Origin of the sequence: Polaribacter haliotis (assembly GCF_014784055.1) — a bacterium.
Lineage (GTDB): Bacteria > Bacteroidota > Bacteroidia > Flavobacteriales > Flavobacteriaceae > Polaribacter > Polaribacter haliotis.
This window is the reverse complement of sequence record NZ_CP061813.1, coordinates 3,513,765-3,538,343: the sequence shown is the minus strand read 5'-3', so window position 1 is coordinate 3,538,343 and position 24,579 is coordinate 3,513,765. Positions and strand designations below refer to the sequence as shown.

General features: G+C 27.9%; 20 protein-coding genes. 1 reads left to right on the top strand and 19 read right to left on the bottom strand.

Going from position 1 to position 24,579, the window contains the following annotated elements; all coding sequences use genetic code 11:
* Positions 1-4: 4 nt before the first annotated feature.
* The 6 genes from H9I45_RS15250 to H9I45_RS15225 form a co-directional block, all read right to left on the bottom strand.
* Complete coding sequence (locus H9I45_RS15250) at positions 5-2,851, bottom strand: hypothetical protein (protein WP_088354268.1); 2,847 nt, start codon at positions 2,849-2,851, stop codon at positions 5-7.
* Between the two features lie 152 nt (positions 2,852-3,003).
* Entirely contained in the window at positions 3,004-4,176 is a 1,173-nt protein-coding gene (locus H9I45_RS15245) for a restriction endonuclease subunit S (RefSeq protein WP_176397561.1), read from the bottom strand.
* A gap of 32 nt (positions 4,177-4,208) precedes the next feature.
* Complete coding sequence (locus H9I45_RS15240) at positions 4,209-5,807, bottom strand: class I SAM-dependent DNA methyltransferase (protein WP_228454932.1); 1,599 nt, start codon at positions 5,805-5,807, stop codon at positions 4,209-4,211.
* Between the two features lie 72 nt (positions 5,808-5,879).
* Positions 5,880-6,806, bottom strand: a complete 927-nt coding sequence (locus tag H9I45_RS15235; protein WP_088354270.1) for a hypothetical protein — start codon at positions 6,804-6,806, stop codon at positions 5,880-5,882.
* Between the two features lie 2 nt (positions 6,807-6,808).
* A complete protein-coding gene (locus H9I45_RS15230; RefSeq protein ID WP_088354271.1) occupies positions 6,809-9,319 on the bottom strand; it encodes an N-6 DNA methylase in 2,511 nt (836 codons plus the stop codon).
* An 84-nt stretch (positions 9,320-9,403) separates the two neighbouring features.
* Positions 9,404-10,414 (bottom strand): helix-turn-helix transcriptional regulator, encoded by a 1,011-nt coding sequence (locus H9I45_RS15225; protein ID WP_088354272.1) that lies wholly within the window; start codon positions 10,412-10,414, stop codon positions 9,404-9,406.
* Positions 10,415-10,514: 100 nt separating this feature from the next.
* On the opposite strand from H9I45_RS15225, the gene H9I45_RS15220 reads away from it, so the two are divergent.
* Positions 10,515-10,847, top strand: a complete 333-nt coding sequence (locus H9I45_RS15220) for an HIRAN domain-containing protein (RefSeq protein ID WP_088354273.1) — start codon at positions 10,515-10,517, stop codon at positions 10,845-10,847.
* A 111-nt stretch (positions 10,848-10,958) separates the two neighbouring features.
* Here H9I45_RS15220 and H9I45_RS15215 read toward each other — a convergent pair whose 3' ends face one another.
* From H9I45_RS15215 to H9I45_RS15160, 13 genes are all read right to left on the bottom strand, one after another.
* Positions 10,959-11,297, bottom strand: a complete 339-nt coding sequence (locus H9I45_RS15215) for a hypothetical protein (RefSeq protein WP_088354274.1) — start codon at positions 11,295-11,297, stop codon at positions 10,959-10,961.
* A gap of 127 nt (positions 11,298-11,424) precedes the next feature.
* Positions 11,425-12,231, bottom strand: coding sequence for a hypothetical protein (locus H9I45_RS15210; protein ID WP_140422758.1), 807 nt, complete (start codon positions 12,229-12,231; stop codon positions 11,425-11,427).
* A 213-nt stretch (positions 12,232-12,444) separates the two neighbouring features.
* Entirely contained in the window at positions 12,445-13,638 is a 1,194-nt protein-coding gene (locus tag H9I45_RS15205) for a site-specific integrase (RefSeq protein WP_088354276.1), read from the bottom strand.
* Positions 13,639-14,011: 373 nt separating this feature from the next.
* The gene (locus tag H9I45_RS15200; protein ID WP_088354277.1) at positions 14,012-14,455 is read right to left on the bottom strand and encodes a hypothetical protein; all 444 of its coding nucleotides are present in this window, start codon (positions 14,453-14,455) and stop codon (positions 14,012-14,014) included.
* 12 nt (positions 14,456-14,467) lie between these two features.
* Positions 14,468-14,824, bottom strand: a complete 357-nt coding sequence (locus tag H9I45_RS15195) for a M15 family metallopeptidase domain-containing protein (protein ID WP_088354278.1) — start codon at positions 14,822-14,824, stop codon at positions 14,468-14,470.
* A 14-nt stretch (positions 14,825-14,838) separates the two neighbouring features.
* Positions 14,839-15,126: a hypothetical protein gene (locus tag H9I45_RS15190; protein ID WP_088354279.1), complete on the bottom strand. Its 288-nt coding sequence runs from the start codon at positions 15,124-15,126 to the stop codon at positions 14,839-14,841.
* A complete protein-coding gene (locus H9I45_RS15185) occupies positions 15,119-15,715 on the bottom strand; it encodes a hypothetical protein (protein WP_088354280.1) in 597 nt (198 codons plus the stop codon). Before H9I45_RS15185 ends, H9I45_RS15190 begins: the two co-directional genes overlap by 8 nt.
* Positions 15,699-15,962: a hypothetical protein gene (locus H9I45_RS15180; protein WP_088354281.1), complete on the bottom strand. Its 264-nt coding sequence runs from the start codon at positions 15,960-15,962 to the stop codon at positions 15,699-15,701. The genes H9I45_RS15185 and H9I45_RS15180 overlap by 17 nt, the downstream gene beginning before the upstream one ends.
* A 4-nt stretch (positions 15,963-15,966) precedes the next feature.
* On the bottom strand, positions 15,967-16,323 hold the full coding sequence (locus H9I45_RS15175) for a hypothetical protein (protein WP_088354282.1): 357 nt from the start codon (positions 16,321-16,323) through the stop codon (positions 15,967-15,969).
* A 54-nt stretch (positions 16,324-16,377) separates the two neighbouring features.
* Positions 16,378-19,494, bottom strand: a complete 3,117-nt coding sequence (locus H9I45_RS15170) for a beta strand repeat-containing protein (RefSeq protein ID WP_088354283.1) — start codon at positions 19,492-19,494, stop codon at positions 16,378-16,380.
* A 12-nt stretch (positions 19,495-19,506) separates the two neighbouring features.
* Positions 19,507-19,638, bottom strand: coding sequence for a hypothetical protein (locus H9I45_RS16445; protein ID WP_254917207.1), 132 nt, complete (start codon positions 19,636-19,638; stop codon positions 19,507-19,509).
* Positions 19,639-19,645: 7 nt separating this feature from the next.
* Entirely contained in the window at positions 19,646-22,114 is a 2,469-nt protein-coding gene (locus tag H9I45_RS15165) for a hypothetical protein (RefSeq protein ID WP_088354284.1), read from the bottom strand.
* Positions 22,114-24,411, bottom strand: a complete 2,298-nt coding sequence (locus H9I45_RS15160) for a phage tail length tape measure family protein (RefSeq protein WP_088354285.1) — start codon at positions 24,409-24,411, stop codon at positions 22,114-22,116. The genes H9I45_RS15165 and H9I45_RS15160 overlap by 1 nt, the downstream gene beginning before the upstream one ends.
* Positions 24,412-24,579: the final 168 nt, after the last annotated feature.

Here is a 24,579-nt window from a genome sequence, read left to right as displayed (position 1 = left end):
TATTTTAATTAGTCTTTTCTTGAGTTGGAAAAATATTATTGTGGAATGATTTTACAGCTTTAACTCTTGAAACATCAAAAACTTCTTTATCTGTTAAATCTATGATATGGTTGCAATTTCCGCACTCAAAATTATTTGGTATTGTGTTTAGTGTATTAAAGGGTTCAGAAATAAATTGTACATCATCTGAAGTATTATAATTTGGTACTTGAAAACCATTATTTTTAAGTTGCAATAAAGTATTTCTAAAAGTATCTCTATCTATATTTCCTTGTCGCCATCTAAACCACCATTTTCCATCATCTCTTTGTCCATATTTCTCTATGGCAACAGTACCTATTTTGGACTTAAACCAATCTAAAGTTTTATTGTATTTCTCTAAATTAATTGCTTTTTCTTCTGTTTCTGAACCACATTTTGGACAACATATAATTCCCAAATCTCTATGACCTCTTTCGTGGCAATTATAATTACCGCCAAACTTTTCTTTATTATATTTTCTTGCCAACAACTTTTCTGAACTACAACAAGACAAACAATTATTACAAATATACCAACCACAATTATCTGTATTATCTACATTTTCTAAACTTTTAGGTTTACACTTCACAGTAGTTCTACTATCAATTATGTCTAAACATTTTCCATTTAAGCAATGAGTTAGATACACATCTTTATCTGGGTTTACACAACTTTCATTTGTACAAGAAAATTCTGAAACTCTGTAAAAACTATAATTTGAATTCCCTTTGGGTCTTAAAATAGTTTTGCAAGAAGTACATTTTAAATGTTCTAAAAATCTATTTACTTTATTTATAACACCTAAAACTACTTCGTATTGATGTTGGCTAAATGGCACATTTAATATTCTTAAAACATCTTCTAACGTGTAATTACGCCAATTTTCTGGAATAGTTTTATGTCTGCAAATTTTAAAACAAGGCGAGTTCTCACACCACCAAAATTCAAATTGTTCATTTGTAGATAAAACGGGTTCATTTGTAATTTTATGAATTGCTTTCCTACCATCGCAAATAGTTGCAAACCTTGGTTTGTAATCCGTTTTTTTAGTAATATAATCTATTACTTTTTCTCCATCTACTTCTGTAAATACAGCTTCTGAAATTGTTCTTCCACTACACTCACTAAAAAACCCATTAATTTCTAAAAAATCTTGTGGGGTTTTAATCTGATTTGCAATGATTTCAAACATTGTTTGTTGGTTGGTAATAGTATTATTTTTTAAGTCATTGGCAATTCTTAAAATAATACTTAACGTAAAATCTAAACTAACTCCATCTATGCTTTTTGCAAGAACATTATCTTGATATTCAAATACTATAATTTTAGATAGATCTTCTAAATTTAGATTTAAAACATTGGTTTCTATTAACATTAATACTTTCTTAAAAAATACTTTTTGCTGTTCCGAAGAGAGAAAACCTGTATAAATTACTGAATTATGAAAATCTATTTCATCTGTGTAATCTTCTACAAATAAATACAACTTTATAAATTCTGAAGACTTATTAAAAATAATTGTATGAAACTCTTTTTGTAACTCTTCGAATTTAGTTTTATTTACAAAAAACAATATATCTTGAAAAATAGAAACCTCTTTTATTTCTTCAATTTCGTAAAGGCATCTAAAAAAAAGCTCTCTATTTTCTTCTTCTGATAAATTATTGAAAATATTATCTAAATCTATCTCTATCCACTTATAAGGCTGATTTTCTTTTTTTTGATAAAGTATAGTTTCATTACATTCTAAAATGTGTTTATAAATAGCTTCTAAAGGAAAAAAATCTAATTTATTTGCAGTCCATAATTTTAATAATATCTCTGGTGGAAACTTATTAAAATTAATGTTAATGTAAGTATTTAAGTACCCTAAAAGATTTATTGTACTCTTAACTTTTGCACCCTCTAAAATTCGATTATAAACTATTTCTAAAAGATTCTTTCTCTCTTCTGGTTTTAGTTTCTCTAATATTGCATAATTATCTTGTGAATCTTCTAAAACGTATGTTATTAAATTTTCTTTAATATCGTCTATTGAAATTGTATAATTCGTGTTACAGAAAAGAGCAAATTTCTCACTCGAATTTAAAGTTTTGTAAAATGCAGTTGTATTTAATTTTAACTCTAATTTTTCTATTAGATTAAGTACTTTTAAGGCTTTAGAAAAATCCACAGGATTTTCTGACTTGTTTAAAAACCTATTAAATATAGCTGTAATTTCATCTTTTTGTGGCTTTTTTAAAACAAAATTATCTTTTCTTGCCAAAACCAACGCATAATTTAAAAAGTCTGGATAGCTTGACAAACCATTAGATATTAAAAATAAAATATCTGTTTCTTCTTCTATTCTGTATAATTTTGTGGCTCTTTTTCTTTTACCATGTAAATCTCTACTTCGTAACTCAAAAATTACTTGTTCATTTTCTCTTAAACGTTCTGGATGAATACCAATAACAACATCTCCTCTAAAATAAACACCCCCTAATTCTCTATGTTTTACAAAACCATATTCATCTTGTGTAGCGTGATTATAATACCAATCTATGTTTCCTATAAATTTCTCGAAATTATTTAGTGCTATTTTTTCTCTTGGCTTTCTTAGTCTTTTTGGTTTTTCAAATTGACTTAAGTCTATCTTATTTGTCTGTGAATTCTGTGAAGTAATTTCTATTTGGATTTTAGCATTTACCTGTATACTCAAAATCTTTAGGCGTGTTAAATCTGAAAGTTCTTGATTTAAACTTTCTATTTTTACATCTAAATAAGGTTCATACAATTTTAGCCTATCAAAAGATAGATTTAGCTCTTTAAGAAGTTTTGAAACACGCATTAAGTTATCTTTTTAATGCTAAAAAAACTACATCATTTATGAAACTTAAAATTACTTAAAAGTTACTTTCTTAAATTTAATTATTGAAGTTATAAGTGACGTTTTTCATAGCGATTCTCTTTTTTTTCAATTTACTCCCTAAATATAATTATTTATTCTTTAACCAACTCTCCTTTAAATGCTTTTTGCAACAAACTATTAAACAAGTCTTCACTTTTTTGCAAACTTTCTTGTGCTTGTTGCTTTTGTTTTTCTATGATTTTTACTCTTTCTGCAAATTGATTTTGGAGTTCGATTGGTGGTGATATAAATGGAAACCTTTTAAACTCTTTCATTGGAGGAAAATTAGGAATTCCTGCACCTCTATTAGCATCAAAAAAAGTTTCTCTAAAATGTTTTTGAGTAAAATGAAAAATAAAAAAATCATTTCTCATTTTTCCTTCATCTAAAGTAACTTTTAACAAAGCTTGATTTATAATTCCTTTATCTGCATTTTCTGGTATCATTGCTAATTTACCTAAATAAACTCCAGAGCAACTGATAATTAAATCTCTTGGTTTTACTTCAAAAGCTTTTAATTCATTGAATTTTTTATCATCAATAAAGTACCTTTTAAATGAAAAATCATTATTTAATGCATGATATTGTTCATAAACTAAATATCCTTTTTCAACAAAACAATCTTTTTTTAAAGCACCACCAAAAGGACCTCTTTTTAAAGAATATTTTTTGTTTTTAACAAGTTCTTCTATTGTTTTAAATTCCCAACCTTTATGATTTGTAACAGGGTCACCAAACATTTCTAAAAACAAACTTTCTGTTAACACATCATATTTTGCAATGAGTTCTTTGTTTAATTGACGTAGTTTATCAGCTTCATCTAAAATAGCGGCTATCTTTTTTTGAGTTTCTAATTTTGGTAGAGGCACTTTAAGGTTACTAACTATTGTTTTTGAAATATTCTGTAAAGTACCACCAACAGCTCTATTTAATAAAATTTCTTTAGTCAATTGAAACCAATATTTCAAATAGAAAATATTCAAAATCTCATCATCTAAAATATTTAAACCAAGAATTGCTTGATTAGAAGTAAGTTTTATCCCAGCAATTGCAGTTTTACCAACGGAACCATACATTGCAAGTAAAAGTGTACCTTTTTCAAAAACTCTATTATTGATTGAATCTAAAGCTTCTTTAGTTATTTTTTCAACAGTATCATAAACATAACCATCAGCACTTTTTTCCAAATCACTAATTTTAGCCCAAGGAAAATCACCACCATAAAACTCTGGTTTTCTTCTTGATGGTGTTCCTCCACTTTTCATAGAGCAAAGTTTTTTTAATTCTACGAACTCCATTATTGCATCATCTTTTCTAAATTCAACAAAGCATCATTTCTTTGGCTGTCTAATTCTTTAATTTGTTGTATTAAAGTTGCTGGTTTTTCATAGGTAATTTCTTTATAGATAATTTCTTTGTAGCGGTTTATAGACAAGTCCCAATCGTTGTCTATAATTTCTTGTTTTGGCACTAAAAAAGATTGTTGGGTTCTGTCTTGGTATTTATCAGAAACAGATTGCTTCGTGCCTCGCAATGACGCGTTGTTTAGAATTTCATTGGCATCTAATAAAATTTGTGCAATATCACATTTGCCTTTTACTTCTTCTTTTACATTTTCTGGTTCTGTAAAACATTGTTCAAAAGTATCTTCATTTACTAATAAATTTCGTTTATCATCTAAACTTAAACCATCTGCTTTCATATCGTAAAACCAAACATTATCTGTACCTCCAGAATTGGTTTTTGTAAAGAATAAAATAGCGGTACTTACACCTGCATAAGGCTTAAATACACCAGAAGGCATAGAAATAACACCTTGTAATTGTTGGTTTTCTACCAATTCTTTTCTAATACTTTTATGTGCATTAGAACTACCAAATAAAACGCCATCTGGTACAATTACTGCTGCTCTACCTCCTGTTTTTAACATTCGTAACATTAGGGCTAAAAAGAGTAATTCTGTTTTTTTAGTTTTGGTAACTTTAAGTAAACTACTTTCTACCTCATCATAATCTAAACTTCCTTTAAATGGTGGGTTTGCCAAGATTAAAGAATACGCTTCATTAATATTTCCATTACTTTCACTTAATGCATCTTTACCTATTAAAGTTGGGTTATCCATTCCGTGCAATTGCATATTCATTGCACCAATACGTAACATTGTTGGGTCAAACTCAATACCATTAAACATTTTATTATTAAAATGGTTTCTAAACTCTTTTTCTTGAAACCAATCTTGGTGTTTATCGTAAATATATTGTCCTGCTGAAACTAAAAAACCAGCTGTTCCTGCACTTGGATCACAAATAACATCATCTTGTTTTGGTTTGGTAATTTCTACCATCATACGAATTATATGACGTGGCGTTCTAAACTGCCCATTTGTACCTGCTTCTGCAATTTTAGAGAGCATATACTCGTACAAATCTCCTTTTACATCTTTTTTATCTAATTCTAAAACATCTATTTGTTGTACAACCTTGTCTAACAATTTAGGTGATTGAATCATAAAGATGGCACCTTTCATATATTTAGCAAACACACCACCTTGTGTTCCAATATTCTTCATAAAGTCGAATACTGTTAAATCATCTAAATCTCTTTGTTGTTTTGTAAACAAATCGAACATTACCTCTGGATCTTTTTCTTTAAAAGAACTCCAACGTAAAGGTCTTTGTGCTTCTGTGTACAGTTTATCTGTATTAGAAATCCCTAATAAATTCTCTGTTTTTTCTGCCAAGGTTTGTCTGGCATCTAATTGTTTTAAAAATATGAGATACGTAAATTGTTCTATTACTGTTAATGGATTAGAGATGCCTCCTGTCCAGAAGTCATTCCAAATTTTATCAATCTTACTTTTTAATTCTCCTGTAATCATTTGTTCGTTTAGTTTCATAGCACTTGTGTTTTATTATTTTACTGATGTAAAAGTAATTATCACTTGTGCAGTGTATTTGCATTGGTTGGGTTAAATGTAATATTCATAATGCTCGTCCACAAATCCTGGAAGCCATATCAATATTTGTAAAAGTAAAAAAGTATTATTTAGAAATGGGTATTTTACAATTTCATTATCATTCAAATGAGATAACTCACTTGTAGATTCTTTTAAGATTCTAAATGCAGATTGTATTGTTTGCTTTATTCTTTTATCTGTTCTAAATTCTACTCTTTGTATAAAAATTCTTTTATCTTCAATATATTTAACACAGTTTTCCAAATTTGGTCTTCCATTTTGTCTTTCATCAAAGAATTCATTTTTTAAATAAGGAATTGGATTATTTAAAGATTTAAGTATCGCTTCTAATAAATCTCTTTGTACAGTTACATTTTTTTTACGACAATCACCGTTCATATAATTTATTAGAATATCTAATAATAGATGTTCATGTTTTATATCAATAATTCCATTTTGAAAAGGGATAAAAACTTCTGGAAAAGTTCTTCTTGCTTGGGTAATTGGATTCTTATCTGCTTCTATTTTTATTAGATTACAAAGTTCAATAAAATCATCATCATTATTTTTATCAAAAACTTTGCCACTCGCATTTGCTTCTTTAGAGAAAACATCTAATAAGGAACTTTTTTCCTTCGCAAAGGATGGTTGACCAGAATAAATAAACCAAGGAATAATAGTACCTTTTGCCTTTAAATTACCCAGTATTTTAGCAACCTCACCAAAAGCTTTATCATCTGGAGTACCTTTATCTGTTGCTTTTTTGTAGAACAAACCATCTAAAATTACTGCTTGATAATCTTTATAATTATCAATAAGTTCTTTTAAACCTGTTTCAGCATTTTTAAAACATATACATTTTATACCTTGAAGTAATGCATTTTCTTTGTCTACTAAATTCTCTTCTGGTTTATCATCAAACCATAATACTTTATACATATTTATACTTTTATTTCAAAAGGAAATATTAATTCTATTGTTGTTACCATATCTCCACCAACTCCTTCTGGTCCAGTTTCATCAGTAAAACCAAACCTGCCATTATGCAATCTCATTATTTCATTGATATACCAACCTCCAATTCCTTCTCCAGAGTTATCTCCTTTTTTACTTCCTTTTCTTATAAATTCTTCATGAGAATAATTTTCAGGTAATGGGTAACCAGAATTTCCAAATTCAATTTGAAGTTCTAAATTATCAAAATCATACAAAAAATCTATTTCTATTTTATTTGTTGATTCATTTTTATTATTAAAACCATGCTTTTCTGCATTATCAATAATGTTATTAAAAACTCTTCTTAAAAATTTCTCATCTCCATTTATATAAACATTATCAACTCTTTCTTCAGATAATAATTCATCATCCACATTTAAAGATATTTCAAAAATATTATTTTCTCTATTTTTTACTTCATCTACATAATTCTTTAAAAATTCAATAATTTCCAGACTCTGTAAATTAACACTTTTCAATTCGTATTCTTTACCAACTACATTTACAGCATTTGTAATATTTAAAATATCTCTCTCTAAAACATTAATATAATCAAATAAAGTAGTTTCTAAAAGTTCATTTCTTTTAATATCCAATGTTCCTGGCAATTTTGGGACTATCTGTTCATAAATGATCTGTTTTATAGCCTTAAAACTTCCTCTTGCATTTTTAAGAGTTCCTGCAATTTGATGTCTTAAAAAACTATTTTCATCTGCAACATCAATACCATAGCTTTTAACTAATTTTTTAAAATCTTCCTGCTTTTTAGTGATAATAGAAGACCTGTACAAATCTACCTTTTTTAATTGTTCTGCCATATTAGGTAGTACAATTTCTATTTCTAAAAGATCTTTTCTGGTAATTCTTTGGATTGCAGTACCTATTCTTTTAGCTTTTATTTGATTAATTACATAATCTTTATGAAGTTCTAAAACCAAGTAATCTAAATCTACTTTAGAATAATCCACTAAACAAGCCATTATAAAATTAGGGGGGTAATAGATTTTACTATCTGTTTTAATAAATGCAGTTGGCTTTAAATCTGTATGTATAGAAGACAATAATAACGTGTTTTGTCTTAATAAATTTGGACTATTTTTTAAATCTCTCTCTTCTAAATCCTCAAAAGTTTTAGTATAATCTAATTTATCTTTAGATAAATCACTTATTCTTATAAGTTTCCCTTTTTCTTTAATTACTCTCTCTCTTTTTACAATTGTAACTAATTTATTTAACTTTATTAAATGAGAAGCTTCCTTTTCAGTTAAATTTAAATCTTCTACAAAATATCTATTAACTAATAAATTATAATCATTCTGTTCAACCTCCTCAACAGTAATGCGTTTACAAAAAGCTTTTTCGTTTTCATTTTTTAAAACCCTAAAAACCTTTTCAATATCAAGTCTGTTTTGCTTCGATTTTGACTTCAAAACAAAATTCGAGGCGTCTATTAATCTAATTAACTTATTACTTTCTCTATTTTTTCTCAGTACAATAAGATAAGTAGGTATAGCCGACGACTTAAATAAATTATTAGGTAGTTTGATTAAAATTTCTATATTATTATTAGAAATTAGTTGTTTTCTTAATTGATAATTACCTTTAATTTTAGAATACAACAAACTCTCTGGAATAGTAAAAACTATCCTTCCATCTCTATTTAAATTATTAAGAGATTCTTTAAAAAGAAAACCATTTAAAAGTTTCATATCATTTCTTTCCATATCTGCATTTCTCGATGCAATACTTTTGGTCTCCAATATGCTAAATGGAGGAGTAGAAACTATAAAATCATATTTATAATTAAATGGTTCATTTAAGCTTTTTATTGAGTCGGTATTTTTAATTTCAAAATTCTTTTTATCTGAAATTAAAAACCTTAATTCAGCTAATTTTGCAACATCAGGGTTTATTTCTTCTGCGAGATAATTTGTATTATCACTCAAATTCATCCCTAAAGAACACATTCCTGCAAACGGATTGTAAACACTAATGTTTTTATCTTCTGGTAAAAAATAATTTATTAATTGATTTAATTCTTGCGGTTGCAAAGAATCTTGGATAGTTAAAGTATGACTCGAAAAATATTTTGATAAACAAACCTCAACCATTTGTATATAATATCTATCAAAGACTTTTTCTTCTAATTTTAAAATATATGTCGTCAGTTCTGTTACATCATAAATAGATTCACCTTCAAAATCTACTTTTTCAATCATATCAAGGTAATTCAACCTTTCTACATATTCATTTATAAAAAAAATAAAAGTCTCTTTATCTTTTATTTTCGAAAAATCAAACATATGTTCAGAGTCATCCAGTTCAACACACCCCAACTTCCTAAATAAAATTGTAGATAACACAAAAAAAGTATAGTCATAATCACTTAATAAACCACTATAGACATTATATCCTGTATGTATAGTTGAAACAATTTCTGTGTATTTTTTATCCATTTTTACTACTAATTATTATAAATTCTAAACTTTGTTTTTTAATTACTCTGCAAATATAGAATTGATCTATGCACTACACCTGCATTAGTTGTAATTATCTATATTTTTATTTAGAATTTCTACAATTTCATTTTTTAATTCAAGTGGTTCTATTACTGTAATTTCATTTCCAAAAGATAAAAGTTGTTTCTTTAACTCAAAGTTTGGTATTACATCAATTGAAAAAATAAAGTTTTTCTCCGAAAGCTTTATTTTCCTTTGAGATCCATGTAAAGGCTTTGTAATTATATATGGAGCTAAAGCAACAGTTGCATTTAATATTATTTTTGTTAAAACTGCATTTATAGGTTTTGTAACACCTATAAAATCATCAAAATATTCTTCAAAATTTACGAGTTCAGTTTCGTCAAAAGGTTTAGAATTTTGTTCAACAGTTTCTATTCTATCTAAAGCTAAATTGGTTAAGTTTTTGTATTCATCATTTTTGCCAAATAAAAACCAACGATTGTTGTATTGTTTTAAATGGTAAGAATGAAAAACAATATTTTGTGAAACATTACTTTTAAATGACTTATACTCGATAATTAGTGTTTGCTTATTCTGTATAGCTTTAAATAAAGGTGTAATAAATTCTGTACCTTTTAAAAACTGGTTATTATCGAAACTAATAATTTCTTTGTTTTTATTATACAAACCAAAAGTCTTGTCTAATTTAGGGATTAGTTCATTTACCCACTCAAACTGTGGCAACCCTTTAAATCTTGTTAAAACTAAAATGGCAGATTTTAGCTGTTCTGCTTCTGCATTATTTAATGGCTGGCTATTTATAGAAAAAGTAGCTTCTTCATATCTATAAAATGCTCTTCTACCATCTTTTACTTTTTCCAACGGAATAGACCAACCTTGTTCTGACTCCATAAACTTAATATCGTCGTACAATTGCCTTTTTTTAATTCCATTTGAAGATTCATCAAAATTGTAAATAGCATCGTTACAGGCTTCTAATAGGTCTTCTATGTAATATCTCTTTCCACTATTAGAAAAACATTTATCTAATGTTTGGTATCTAATAATAGCGTGTTTGTTAGTAGACATAGCTTTTTAAAGTTTCTTTTTGTAAACATAAAAAATACTGTGCATATAGAGTGCATTAGTCACGCATAATATTGTGTTCTAATTTAAAAATGTTTAAAAAATGAAAAAAAGAGATTATTTAATGCGTTTTAGTATTGCAGGCTTCTCCTATTATGAAGGTGCAATTGCATTTCAAAAATTAAAAATTGGTAGCAAACTCACTTTAAAACCAGAACCAACAAATATCTATGATAAAAAAGCTGTAGAAATTTACTACAAGAATTTTAAATTAGGCTATTTACCAAAATGTGATAATAAAGTAATTGCTGCATTGCTAAAAAATGGAATAAATCCTTTTGATGCCAGAGTGCAAAAAATTCATAAAAATGAGCATCCAGAAAACCAAATTGGTGTAATTCTATATATTATTACTGAAATTGAAAAGGAAGAATAACTATTAAATTTTAAAAAAAACTTGGCATCTTGACTTTTGCCAAATTGCCAAGTTTTATTACAGAAATTAAATTTTCTACATTGGATATTCATTAGTACCTATTGCTTTACTTCAATGAGGTGCAACTGTACAAATATCTATTCTGGTGATAAGGTTATCTGCGGATTCAATTAAAACTAAAGCTCCTTCATTTTCTTTTTCTCCTTGTGACAGAATAATACAAGCCTTTTCTTTCTGTGCATCTAAATACCCTAATTCTGCATAAACCAAATTATTTGATTTTTTAATTGTTTCAAATTTTTGAGTCAAATAATTTATTAAATTCTCTCTTCCCTGTATTGGTTCTAAAACATTCTGGCTTTCATAGATTACATCTTTGCTCAAGAAACCCTCTATGTGTTTGATGTTTAAATTATTGTATGTTTTTGCTAATTTGTGTATTAGATTCATTTTTTAAATTACAATAAGTGAAATTGATGTAAAAAATTTATTTAATTTGAAACAACTATATTAAAAACATATATCTTTTCAAAAAAAATCACTCCACTTCTTTAGTAAGAAATGGAGCTTTTTGTTTTTAATAACTGAAATTTTCTACATCACTATTATTACCACCAGATTTACTATTGTAACTATTTGAAATAGGATAACCATCAGAATCATAAGTATAGATAGCACTAAAAATAACTTCATCATTATTGTCATTATCTATAATTTCTTTTACATTATTTGGTGAAATATAAAATACTCTCCTTTCATCTAAAGAGTTACACATTTCAATATTAAAAAAACCGAACTGTGTAAATAAAACATAAATAGGGTTTATTTTATCATCATAACTATAAGTGAATCCAAAATTATTTTTTACAGGGTTTCCATTAGTATCAAAGTTTGTAAAGATGTAGGTGTCTGGTTTTGCTATAATTAAATCTTTAATATCAATTTTGTTAAATACACCTTCTGAATTATAATCTAAACTAGCTAAAACTTTACCAGAAGAATCTGTTAGACTAATTAACCTATCATTAGAGTCATAAATCTGCTTAATTATGTTCCCTGTGCTTTTTATAGAAGTGTTTATATCTGAATAACTTACAGAATTTTGACTATAAACTGTTGATATTTTGCCATTAGAACCATATTCAAACTCATATAAAGCTCCTGAACATCCATAAAACCATGCTTTCACTAATTTACCATTTTCATAAATAAATTTATCTGGATTGTAAAAACTAGATTTTTGTCCTTCTTTACTCGTAATTTGTGTAATTAATTTTTCTACATCAGGTAAGTTTTCAACCATTTCGTTGTCTTCATCGCTGCTACCACAAGAATTAAATAAAATTAGACATAGCAATAGTGTAAATAAAAAAATCTTTTTCATAATAAAATTGTTTTTATCTGCGGAGAAGCTAACAGAATTGTTAGTTAAATAAAAAAGGTGTGCTCTCCTACTTATTATTAAGTAAACACCTTTATTTTATAAGAAAAGTTACAATTTTTAAATTGAACTTTTCAATTTGTAATATTATAAAATAACACTACAAAAATATTACGGATTTCCGTAAAAATATTAAAAATTATAACTTATAAAAATTTATTTTAACCGTTTTTTAAGAACCTCAACCTCATCACTAACTTTCTTCTGTACAACTTTACCATAGTGAGATTGTGTAACATTCATATTAGAATGCCCCAATAATTCCGATACAATTTCCATTGGTACATTATTAAATAAGAGTACTGTTGTTGCAAAGGTCTTTCTCGCTGTATGATGTGTCAATTTTTTATCAATTCCAATTAATTCCGAAATCTCCTTTAAATAAGAATTGAACTTTTGGTTACTTAAAGTTGGCAACTTGTCATTGTATTTATCTAAAACCTCTCTTGCTTTTGGTAAAATTGGAATGGATATTTTTCTGCCAGTTTTCTTACGAACCATCTGAATCCACTCTTTACCATCAAAACCAATTTCAATATTTTTAGTCGACAAAGTTGACATTTCTGTATACGCTAAACCTGTATAACAGCAAAAAATAAACAAATCTTTTACTTGTTGTAATCTCTCTTGACTAAAATTATGCTTTTCTAACTTTTTTAATTCTTCATCAGTCAAATAAATAATTACAGTTTTAAACTTCTTATTTTTATATAAGTGAAATGGGTCTTTCTTCAGATAATTTTCTGAAATAGCAAACTGAATAATTTTCTTTACTCTTTGAATACTCCTATAAACAGTAGCTTGTTTTAGTTTTAAATCTGTTTTAAAGAAATATTCTAGATCTTGTATAAACTTTAAATCTAAATCTTTTAACCTTACGTCTTTTCTTTTGTAGAATTTAGTAATAAATAGTGCTACTTTTCTTCTACTTTCCACATACCTACTCCAAGACAACTTATTAAAGTCTATACCTATTAATTTTTCTGTCTTCTGGTTATGTAAATCATATGCTCCTAAAATTGTAATTTCTTCTTTAGAATCTTCTCCTTTATATTTTCTATAAATATCATCTACATCAAAGTTATTGGGTAAGATTTGAAGCATTAAAAAAGCCTTATCTATCTGTTGACGAATAAGGCTTAATTTGTTGTTTAAAATGTTGTTTTCTTTGCTATCTGGTAAAGCTTTCTGTTTACCACTATGCCAATAATCTGGATTGATAAATATTCCTGTAGAGAATTCTTTTCTACTTTTTAAAAATGTAATTCTGCATCTTATTGGACATTTACCCATTTTATTTATCTTATTTCTTTTTAAGAAAAAAAGTATTGCTAACTTATAGTTATTCATATGTTTAGTGTTTTATAAAAGGGTACACCTGAAGAAAAAATGGTACACCTAAAAGTACACCAGAAAAGGCATACATTGATTAATAAATTGATTGTTGTGATTGTAAAGAAATATGTAGAAACTACTTGCAAACACTTTAAAACCTACAGAAAACAAAAAAGCCTCACATTTCTGTGAAGCTTTAAGTGAGCCCTGAAGGATTCGAACCTTCGACCGCCTCCTTAGAAGATACAATTAAATAAGTTTTTAAAAACCTATTAATAAAAGGATGCTACAAAAACTAAAATAAATTTTACACGTTTTTTTCACGTAAAAACAATACAACTCACTAAATTCAATCAAGAAATAGCTGTGCTCATTTAGTTGTATTGTTTTAAAAAGTTAGTCTAATTCTTAAAAGAACCAAGTTTAAAAGAATTGATACTATTGCAGTAATAATCAGCCACAAAGGATATCTGAACTTTATAATCTCTACTTCTTTTGTATCTACTTTGGATTTGTAAGTACTTTTGTATTCTGCAATTCTTTGATTAACTATCGAATCAAGGTTAACATCTACTTGAATATTTCCGTTTACAGATTTTAAAGTAACTTTTGCTTTTTCTGTTCTTATTTCCTTTTCAAAGTCTTTTAAGTTTCCAAGGCTATCACACGGCTTTTCTATTAATAAGGTGTCTATAACTTGTTTTGTTACTAAACGTTCTTTAAATACATTAACAGTGTCTTTTACAATACGTTCTTTATATTCTGTAACTGTTTTTTTTGCAGTGCAACTATTAAGAATTAATAAGATAATAAGTAGTAATATTTTTTTCATAATATATATATTTTACTCTTGCATTTCAAAATGTGGAGTATCTACAAACCCATCTTGAATACTATTTTTATTGAAATCCCCGCCCCATCTATTTTTTGGATGAAGTGTTAACCAAAATTTACCAAGTTCTTTAATATCATTAAAATCATAAGTTAACTTACCATCTATAAAGAAATTAAAATCGACTGCTAATCGTTTTCTATGTAAACTATTTAAAGTCTTACTTAAACCTAATTTAACGTATTGTTTTTGCGTGAAATCATTTCTAAAAGCATCCCCAAAAGTTAAGTCTATTCCTATCATATCTGCATAGACTATTAAACTCGCTACATTCTTACTAAATATTATTTGTTTTTCTGATAATCTCATAATATCTATTTTATCTAATCTTCTTTTTCTCGATAATCCCTAACGTATCTAAACACGTCTTTTTCTTCATTATGCTTCTTTATAAGGTCTTTTGTTTCTTTATTAATTTTATAGTCTTTAATCTTATAATACATTATTAAAACCCCTATAATTAAACTAAAAAAAGCAATCATCAACCTAATAAAATTAATATCTTCTTTTGTTGAAAAAGGAATAATTAGAACTACAAAGAAATCTAAAAAACTTAATCCTAAAACGTATTTTAAAAAGTTTGAAATTATATATTGTACAAAATCAGTCATAATATTTTAATATTTTACCCACTATAAACGTGTCTTTTCTTCTGTTTATAGGGTATTTTAAAGTTTCGAAATATTTCATTATTCCTAAACTATCTTTTGCGTGTTCTATTTGTTTAAAGTTTGAAGTGTCTTTTCTTCTTCTTAAAATCTCATAAACAAGACTATCATTTCGCCAATAGCTCCAAGCAATATCGTTTGGATAACCTAAAGAAAAATTATCTTTACCTAAAAGGTTGTTTCTATCATAATCAAAATAATGCCCCCATTGTTTCTCGTAACTTAGATTGAAGTAATTTCCTACAAATCTTAACTTTCCATTTCTTCTAATTACTTTTTTACTCCAAGTTTCAATAGGCGAATCTTCAAATTCTAAATAATTATAAATTACATTATCTTTTAAATTATCGTTTTCTGCTTTTAACTCTGCAATTTCAACGCTTTTTGCAATATTATCTGTTCTTAAATTTGTTAAAGTATAAACTAAACTTGCTATTGTTACAATTCTAACAACTGAATATTTAAGTTCAATACCATAGAATAATTTACAGTATTTTATAACATTAACTTTTACGTTACTTATCTTCTTCATTCTTTGAACGCTCTTTAAAAAAGAATAAAATTACAATGGTAACTAAACCAAGTAAATTTCTATTAATATCACTTACTGCCCTTTCGTATTGTTCAGCTTGAATTAAACCTTTTTCTATTTTTATATCTAATTGAACTGTTTGATAAAATGACAACACCAAGTAAACAGAAATTAAAACAATACTAATAAAGTGCATTGTTTTAACCTTGTCAATATTATTAATCCATTTACTGTTTTGTTGGCTCATTTTTCTACTTTACAAATTCATACACCAATAAAGGATGCTTAGATTCTAATTTCTTTAACAACTCCTTATTTATCGTGTTATTTAATACATATTCCTTTGCTAAAATTGGGTTTAATGCTTCGTAGAAATCTTTTAATTTATCTTCTTTTACCTCGTAGTTTCCTTTTTCAACTTCTTCTCCAAACTGCTTTACTAAGTCGTTTTTTGTGTTGTTGAAATTCTCCACTTTATCTTTTAACTCTCCTAAAAGTTCGTAAATTTCAAAACGTAATTCGCCATTTGTTACATCTAACATTATTAACTTTAACTCTTCGAATAATGCTATTAATTTTGATAGTTTTACTTCTTTACTCTTTGCCATTTTATAATTATAAATTGATTAATATTAAATATTTGTTTTTTCATTGGTATTACACTACAGCCCAATTTGATTTGTAGCAACATAAGTATTTGTAGCTATTTTCACTAATACAGAAGACGTATTTATATTCGCATTCCCTATGTCCATAGTATCGGAATAAACAGTAACGCCAGAAGCACCATTAAAACTAACGTAAGAACCCTGCCTGTTAATTATTCTTATATTTTCATTTTCTAAATTACTTGGAACAGTTATAATTACATCTCCTGTTCCTCCAGAAATATCTATTACGTTTGTAGATGCTGAAATTGTTGCGCTTGACGATATTGATTGAACAACATTATTAATCTTATTATCTACATAGGTTTCTGTAGCTAATCCACTTAATGCAGAATTTGTAATATAATTAGCACCATTCGTTAATGCATTGTTGTTGGTTGGTATAGAAGATGTTAGTGCATAATTACTTAAATCTTGATGCGTTGTTAAAAAACCTTGACTATTTACATAAGATTCTGTTGCGTACCCAGATAGGCTTGGAATATCTGATGTTAACGCAATTGTTCCACTTGTTGTTGGTAAGTTTAGCGAAATAGCCGAAATTCCTAAATTTTGTGCTTTTAAAGTTGTAAAAGATGCTCCAATATTAAAAACTAAATCATCGGTTAACCAAGTGCTACCATCATTCTTAAAATAGTCTGAAATATTAAAATTTGTTGCAATATTTACACTTCCATTTGATGAATATGTAATATCTATTCCAGCACCTTCAATAAAGTTTAAAACGTTTTCAGAACCTATTTGCTTTCTGTTAATTGAGTTTGTTTGTAATTGAAAATAATCGTAATTATCATACGTTCCAAAATCTGTTATTTGCGATTTTGTTAGATTTGTTAATTGACTTCCGTTTCCTGAAAATGATATTGCTGATACATTGTCATAAAAAATTGCACCATTTGATTGCGATAACGTCAAGGTTTCCGTCCAGTTAGAACCATCTCTCGCTACAAAAGATAAAGATTTATTTTCATCTAAACTTATTCCATAAAAAGAAGTTTCTGCTTCATCTTCAAAAATTATATGTTGGTTAGATTCTGTAAAAGTGCTATTTCCTGCATTCGAAATATGTAATTTAGACTTATTTAACGTTGAAGTGCCAATTCCAATATTGCCGTTAAACAATTGGGAAGAATTAAAGTTGTTATTAACATTATTAAATGCAACGTTACTTAAAGGTAATTGATAATCTGTACCTGCGATAAAATTTCCAGAATTTAAATAATTTTGATTATTTACCCAACTTTCCGTTGCAAAACCATTCAAATCTGCAGATACCAAAAAGTTACCATAGTTTCCCAAGTCGTTTGTGAACTCGCTTAAATCTGTAGGAAAATCTGTAATTTGAGATTTTGTTAAATTTGTTAAACCGCTTCCGTTTCCTATTATATTTCCATAGAAATAAACATTTCCAGAATTCACTTTAAAAGCATCAACCCCTACATTGTTCTGAACACGAAAACTATTTGGCGAGTATATGAAAAACCCGCCAGAAGTTCCTGAATCTACCGTTATACCTGTTGAAGAAACCCAGTTAGGTATCACATTGTAATTATTTCCATAAGCAGTTAAGTTTACCCCTGTTGTACTTGTTCCTGCTCTTAATATAGACCTTGTTGATGTTCCTGTATTTAAATTAGTTACCTTTAAAGAAGCATCCCCATTTACATTTTTGGAAACTTCTAAATTATCTGAGAATGTCTTTGCTCCTGAAATTGTCTGAGAAGTGTTTCTGTCTACATAATTAGTTAAAGAAGAAGGTGCTAAGTAATCTGTCCCAGATATTAGTGCATTTGACAATACCCCAGAAGCATCGATTGCTAATCCAGAACCAACTTTAACACCTCCTAAAACAGTTGAGGATGCTTTTTGTAAATTATAGCCTTGTCCAGGTATTCTCTCCCATTCTGAACCATTATAAATAACATCATCTCCAACTGCAAATGTTATATTTCCATCACCTAAATCTACTGTTCCAGCAACTGTACATCTGTAATAAAAACCTGTTGTACCTGTTCCGTCTGCTAAATTTGGAGTATTTGTGTTTGCATCCCATGTGCCTTTATAAACTTGTGAAGCCGAAACAGGTTGCCATGATCCATTGCCACTTGCATCTGTTCTTAAATAATAACCATCTACTGCTCCAGTAGTTAATTTAATAGAAGGTGCGTTAATACCACCTATAAAAGTAGCATTGTTATTTTGTGATAACGTTAAAGCTTTCGACCAATTACCACCGTTTCTTGCTAAAAACGACAAACCCTTATTTACGTCTAAACCAATTCCATAATATGGCACATTTACAGAGTCTTCTAACATTATATGTTGGTTAGATTCTGTAAATGTAGTATTACTTGTTTGTGCAATATTTATTTTTGATTTGTTTATTTTATTAATTCCAACACTACTTCCAAATGAAGTTGCACCTGTAACATTTAAACCATTATTAGCAGTAAGTAGCTGTGTGAATATGTTTAGTTCTGTCTTTTTTGCAAAAGCAGTGTCAAAAAAACCATTTAAAGAAGTGGCATTAATTCCTAAACCATCTACAAAACTTTTATTTACACCTAAATTAGTAAGCGCTATATTTTTTTGCGTAGTTGTTAAACTTTGAGATGTTGTAAAACTTAATTTCTCTGCAATTGAACTTGTTAATGTTGCATCTGCATTAGACATTAATGCTAATACTTCTGATATTGAATTTACATCAAGGTCTGGATTATCTAATAATATTTGTATTGTAGCATTTTTTGTTGAAACTAATAAATCATTTACCTGTGTTTGTGTGTATGTTGAAGATGCTAACTCATTTACATTTATGAAAGTAGAATTCAACTTATCAATAGACCACGTTTTTAAAATTGACGAACTTAAAGAATCATCTAACAAAATAGAATTACTATAAATTTCCACTAAAGAAGAAAATAAAGAAGATTTATTATTTGTTGGTAAAGTTGCTAAAAAACCAACCAACTCTTCAGTTACATTTCCATCCCAAATATCTTTACCAAAAACAACTTTGATAATTTCCTTAAAATTATCATTAATTTTTGCACCACCTAATGGACCACTATCACCTGAATTAACACCAGAAGTTATATCTATTTTTTTCATACTTATTTAAATTTAAAAAACCCTTTCATCTCCAAAGAAATCTGAATTATCTCCAAAGTGAAAATTATCTTCGTTTACAAACTTTTCTACCTTATGACTTTTTACCAGAAAAGATAATTGATGAATTGTATTATTTTGCTCCATTTATTGTTTAATATAAAATTTCCACTTCCTCTAAATTAGAAACCAATCCACCTTGTTTTACTTGCACAGTATAATTACCAGGGTTAAAATCTCTAGCAAAATTATAAACACCTTGATCTCTTGTAAGAGTTGCAGAATAAAGTAATTTCCAAACTAAAGGACCTAAAGGAAAATTTCTTCCATAACCAAAAACTTCAATAGTTGCATTAATATTAGTAAAATCTATAATTTTATAAAAAGTGGTTAAATTCCAACTATCTCCAAAAGGACCATAAATTTTTGAAGATATTTCTATTCTAGGTTTTTTAACAGGATTTACATCTACCAAAGTAACTTCCGATTCAATATCTGTGTACTTACTTTCAACCAAAGTAACATCTGTTAAACCTTCGGTTAAATTCATATCAATTATAACAGGAGTGTACCTTCTTACCCCTTTATATCTAAAATCCAACAAATCTAAAGGCAATAAAAAACCAATTAAAGTTCCTGTTATTTTTAAATTATAACTATAGTTAATACCTAAATAAATATCGTTTAAAGATTTTAAAAAGCTTACAGACTCATCTACACCTACCCTCTTCCATTTATCTAAATAATAAGAAGCATAGTTTACACCATTAAAACTTGCATTTTGCACAATATTATTAACGTTATCTGAAAATGAAAATGATTTTTTTGATAAATTTTTTTGAGAAGAAGAATGAAAAACGTCTAAACTATTAAACGTACTATAATTTAAATTTCTATTCCTAACAACACTTACCTCTGTTTCTTCTTTTAACAAAAAGGTTAATTTCTTAAAAACAACTCCTTTATAGAAGTTACTGTTTATAAACCTATGATAAACACTAGGATAAAGCCTAATATTATAATAACCACTTTCTAAAAATAAAATTTTATCTATTTTTACAACAGCTTTTATATTCCATTTATCTAAAGTAATATCGAAATCGAAATAACCATTTGGCCTACTATCTGTTGGAAAATTAGAAATAAATATTTCTTCTGAAGAATCGTTACCATTTAAATCTTCTTTTCTAGTTATCGCAAAATAGAAAACACCTTTAAACGGATTTATTTTAAAACCACCTGAATAATTAGAAATATAGTTTTGAGAAATATCAAACGTATTATTATTAACCTTTACAACCTTTTGCAAAGAATTATACACACCACCTGCATCTTCAAAAATAATTTCATCTCCTGTTTCTAAACCATGGTTATTAAAAACAATCCTACCTTTACCACTTCCATTATTAATAATATCTGTAAAAGAACCTTCTATTTTATAATAATTATTTGTTTCATCTATAACCCTAGACAAGCACTCTAATTCTAAGTTAAAAGTACCATATCTTTCTACATCTGCATTAGCATCTATAAAAAAAGGAGTTTTTAATGTTACATAATTTGTATCTAAATCTCCAACCGTTATTACTTGATTAAAATAATCTAAAGTAAGTGTATTTACAACTTCTATTTCCGAAACCTTAACATTTGCAGGAGTTGCAATATAACCTCCAAAGTTTTCTGGTGCAGGGTTAGGTAAAAAACCACCACCAGATCTTATTATTGGCTTTGTAAAAACTTCTTTAAAATTCGTGCTTAAAAAAGAATCTAAAGGCAATAAATTATCACCAGAAGCAGAATCCCAAGTAGTTTCCATTTCATTTAAAACAGGCAATGTTTCTATAGAAGGAGTTTCAAAAAAATATGTAGAAATAATATTTCTATCTATTAAAACATCTTGTATAAATTCTAATTCTAAAGAACTGTTATAATTATACTCTTTAAATGGAATTGTAACTTTATTTATTAAATTTAAACCTACAATTACCCATTGTTTTTTATACTGAAATAACCTTAAACCATTACTTTCTAACAATAAAACCAAGACATCGTAACAAGATTTTTCTTTACCACCAGAAACATAAGAAGAAGTATCTACCAATAGATCTAAATAACTAATTTCGAAACCAACATTCTGTATTGCAGGCGCAAACAAAACAGGAAACTTTAACCCTGTTTGTAATAAACATCTAGAAACTACATCTAAAACACTTTTTTTATCTTGATAAAAATCTGGATTTAAGTATTTATTCTTTAATAAACCTAAACCATCTGTTGCAATAAATTCTACAAAGAAATTGCTGTACGTGTAAGGTTCATTAAATTGCTCAGGAAACAAAAAACCAGACCATTTTACAACAGGGTTTTGAGAATCTGTAATATCTTCTAAAAGAACCTTAAACCTTGTTTCTGTACCTGTAAATAAATGAAAAAAAGTGCCTTCTACATTTGTTTTAACTAGCAAATTAAAACGAAGTTCGCTAGTTAGTAAATTACCAAATTTATCATCTTGCCCATTATATATTAAATGCGGACTCTCTATTTGGGTATCTTCAAAAATTAACGTTCTGTTATTTTCTAAAGTATCTACAATTCTAATATTAAATTTTTCAATATTCTGCATTAGGTAGTTCTATTTTTACGTTTATCTACCCTATTTAGCATCACCCTAAACTTATCACCCACAAAATCTATAGAAGGTTGTAAAACAACATTTACTTCTTGCGAACCACCACCAATTAAACCACCTAAAACACCTTGTTGTCTTTGGTTTAAAATCATTTCCCCACTATTTACTCTTGCAAATAACTTATCACCAGAAAAAGAATTACCACCAATTACACCACCATCTGCAAAAGCACCTGCATAACTGCCTTCACCAGATGTTATACTTGCAGATGTAGAAATTAAAGAACCAATTGCAACCAAAGCAATACCTGCTGCAATTGCAGTAAAAGGATTTGTAAATGCCGCTTGTATTGCCAACATACCAACCCCTATTTCTATTGCTGCTTTACCTAACTGAATTGCTAAATCTCCAATAGTTTTCATTAAACCACCTGCAACATCGCCCATTGTTAAAGATCCGTTTGCTAAACCAGCAATCATAGAACCAAAACCTGCCAAAGCATTACTCGCTGTTTGGCTAATTATTTCTGAAGTCTGCAAAGAGAAATCTATAAAACCAGATTTCATACCACCTAATACTGTATTTAGCTTTTCGGCTTCTTGTTCTAAAGGATTTGCTAAATCTAAAGAAACACCCAATGGCTTTAACCCATCTGAAATTGCAGTTTGTTTTTTTATGCCTTTTGATACTTCTGGTGTTGTTTCTTTTTTAACTTTAGAAATAGTTTGGTTCGCAGCAATTATTTTTAATAATTGCGCTTCTTGATCTTTTAAAGTTTTTAATTCAGTATTAGATAAAATATTACCTAACTCTTGATTTTTATTTGTTATTTCTAATAATTTATTTTTTTGAGCAACAGTTAGACCGTTTAATTTTTCTTCAGCTAATTTTGCTTTTGCAAATGCAACAGATTGCTTTTCTTTCGCTAATTCTAAATCTATTATTTTACTCGCAATTTCCTGCAATTTAGTTTGCGCGGCTTTGTATTTTGCAGTCTTTAAAAGCTCGTTATTATACAACTCAATAGCAACTCTTGCGCTATCTGTATTTATTTTTTCTAAAGTTAAATTACCTAAATATTTAGGTGATAAATTATTTAACTCTTTTACTGCTTTTATTCTTGCAGACTTAACTATACTTTCATCTTTTGCAATAAATAATAACTCTGCTAACTTTGCTTTTTCGTTAGCAATAGACTTTGCAGCGGTATCATTTATTTGAGAAAGTAAGGTTTGTTTTTTTATGGTTTTATCGGTTTCATTATTAAAAAAAAGAAAATAACTAGCTATTGCAGTTACTGCAACAGCCAACGCACCAAAAGGATTCGCTGCAATAATTGCAGTAAATTTTATAAAACCACCTTGTAAAGCAATTAATGCAATTTTTAATCCACCAAAAGCGGTAATTAAACCAGGAATTACAGTAGTCATTAAAAAACCAAGCGCAACTAATAAAGGACCTAAAGACGCTGCAAAAGAACCAAATATTACAATATTCTTTTTTGTTTCTGGCGACAAAGCCTGAAAACTCGCAACCACTTCTTTTATTTTACCAACAAAAGGTAAAATAGCCTCTGCTATAATACTACCAAATTCTTCTGTAACATCGCCAATTGTGTTTTGCAATTGCTTAAAACCACCTAAACCAGCTTTTGCTGCAGCTTCTCCTGCCCCACCATATTGTTTTGCTAATTCGTCTAAAATAATAGTTTGCGCATCTGCCAATCTATTGGTAGAAACTAAAGAATTAATAGTTTCTTTTTGGTCTTTTGTAAATTGAATTCCAGAACGAGATAATGCAGATAAGTTAGCAACAGGATCGTTTAACGCTTTACCTAATTGAATAGAAGCAGACTTTAAATCTCCACCTAAACGTGTAGATAAATCTATTGCTGCTTGTTGCGTTCTTGCAAACTGATCGCCTGCAATATTTGTAAACGTTAATAATTGCGCTGTTGCATTCTCTAAAATTTCTTCATCACCAAACAACGAATTGTTTTGTAACTCTGAAGCCATTTTCTGTAGTTCTTCTGAAGTATAACCAACTAAACCACCTGTAGATTGTAAACCTGCATTTACTTGCGCAATTGCCTGTTCTTGTTTATCCCAATTCTTTAAAGCAATTGCACCAAAAGCAACAAAAGGAGCTGTTACACCAACAGATAAACCTGCACCAATACTCTGCATCTGTTTACCCATCTTTTTCATTGAACGAGTAGCAGATTGCATTTTTGTACTAAACTGCTTTAGATCTGCAGAAAACTTTATGTTAATTGATGCTAAACCAGCCATTTTATTCTAACTTCTTTTTATCTATGTTTTCCCAGAATTCTTGTAATTCTTTTTTGGTTTTTGGTTTTCTAACAGCAATTGTTTCTAAAGGTTTTTCCCAAGGAAACAATTTGTATTCTAAAATAGTTTTAGGATGTTTAGGGTTTTTATCATCTAAATAAGGACTGA

Bases quoted from the DNA above. Each gene is read 5' to 3' on its own strand.
- H9I45_RS15160 (WP_088354285.1), bottom strand. From the start codon at position 24,411: ATGGCTGGTTTAGCATCAATTAACATAAAGTTTTCTGCAGATCTAAAG.
- H9I45_RS15210 (WP_140422758.1), bottom strand. From the start codon at position 12,231: ATGAAAAAGATTTTTTTATTTACACTATTGCTATGTCTAATTTTATTT.
- H9I45_RS15170 (WP_088354283.1), bottom strand. From the start codon at position 19,494: ATGAAAAAAATAGATATAACTTCTGGTGTTAATTCAGGTGATAGTGGT.
- H9I45_RS15235 (WP_088354270.1), bottom strand. From the start codon at position 6,806: ATGTATAAAGTATTATGGTTTGATGATAAACCAGAAGAGAATTTAGTA.
- H9I45_RS15180 (WP_088354281.1), bottom strand. From the start codon at position 15,962: ATGAGCCAACAAAACAGTAAATGGATTAATAATATTGACAAGGTTAAA.
- H9I45_RS15175 (WP_088354282.1), bottom strand. From the start codon at position 16,323: ATGGCAAAGAGTAAAGAAGTAAAACTATCAAAATTAATAGCATTATTC.
- H9I45_RS15245 (WP_176397561.1), bottom strand. From the start codon at position 4,176: ATGAAAAGTGGAGGAACACCATCAAGAAGAAAACCAGAGTTTTATGGT.
- H9I45_RS15230 (WP_088354271.1), bottom strand. From the start codon at position 9,319: ATGGATAAAAAATACACAGAAATTGTTTCAACTATACATACAGGATAT.
- H9I45_RS15220 (WP_088354273.1), top strand. From the start codon at position 10,515: ATGAAAAAAAGAGATTATTTAATGCGTTTTAGTATTGCAGGCTTCTCC.
- H9I45_RS15195 (WP_088354278.1), bottom strand. From the start codon at position 14,824: ATGAGATTATCAGAAAAACAAATAATATTTAGTAAGAATGTAGCGAGT.
- H9I45_RS15240 (WP_228454932.1), bottom strand. From the start codon at position 5,807: ATGAAACTAAACGAACAAATGATTACAGGAGAATTAAAAAGTAAGATT.
- H9I45_RS15215 (WP_088354274.1), bottom strand. From the start codon at position 11,297: ATGAATCTAATACACAAATTAGCAAAAACATACAATAATTTAAACATC.
- H9I45_RS15185 (WP_088354280.1), bottom strand. From the start codon at position 15,715: ATGAAGAAGATAAGTAACGTAAAAGTTAATGTTATAAAATACTGTAAA.
- H9I45_RS15190 (WP_088354279.1), bottom strand. From the start codon at position 15,126: ATGACTGATTTTGTACAATATATAATTTCAAACTTTTTAAAATACGTT.
- H9I45_RS15205 (WP_088354276.1), bottom strand. From the start codon at position 13,638: ATGAATAACTATAAGTTAGCAATACTTTTTTTCTTAAAAAGAAATAAG.
- H9I45_RS15225 (WP_088354272.1), bottom strand. From the start codon at position 10,414: ATGTCTACTAACAAACACGCTATTATTAGATACCAAACATTAGATAAA.
- H9I45_RS15200 (WP_088354277.1), bottom strand. From the start codon at position 14,455: ATGAAAAAAATATTACTACTTATTATCTTATTAATTCTTAATAGTTGC.
- H9I45_RS16445 (WP_254917207.1), bottom strand. From the start codon at position 19,638: ATGGAGCAAAATAATACAATTCATCAATTATCTTTTCTGGTAAAAAGT.
- H9I45_RS15165 (WP_088354284.1), bottom strand. From the start codon at position 22,114: ATGCAGAATATTGAAAAATTTAATATTAGAATTGTAGATACTTTAGAA.
- H9I45_RS15250 (WP_088354268.1), bottom strand. From the start codon at position 2,851: ATGCGTGTTTCAAAACTTCTTAAAGAGCTAAATCTATCTTTTGATAGG.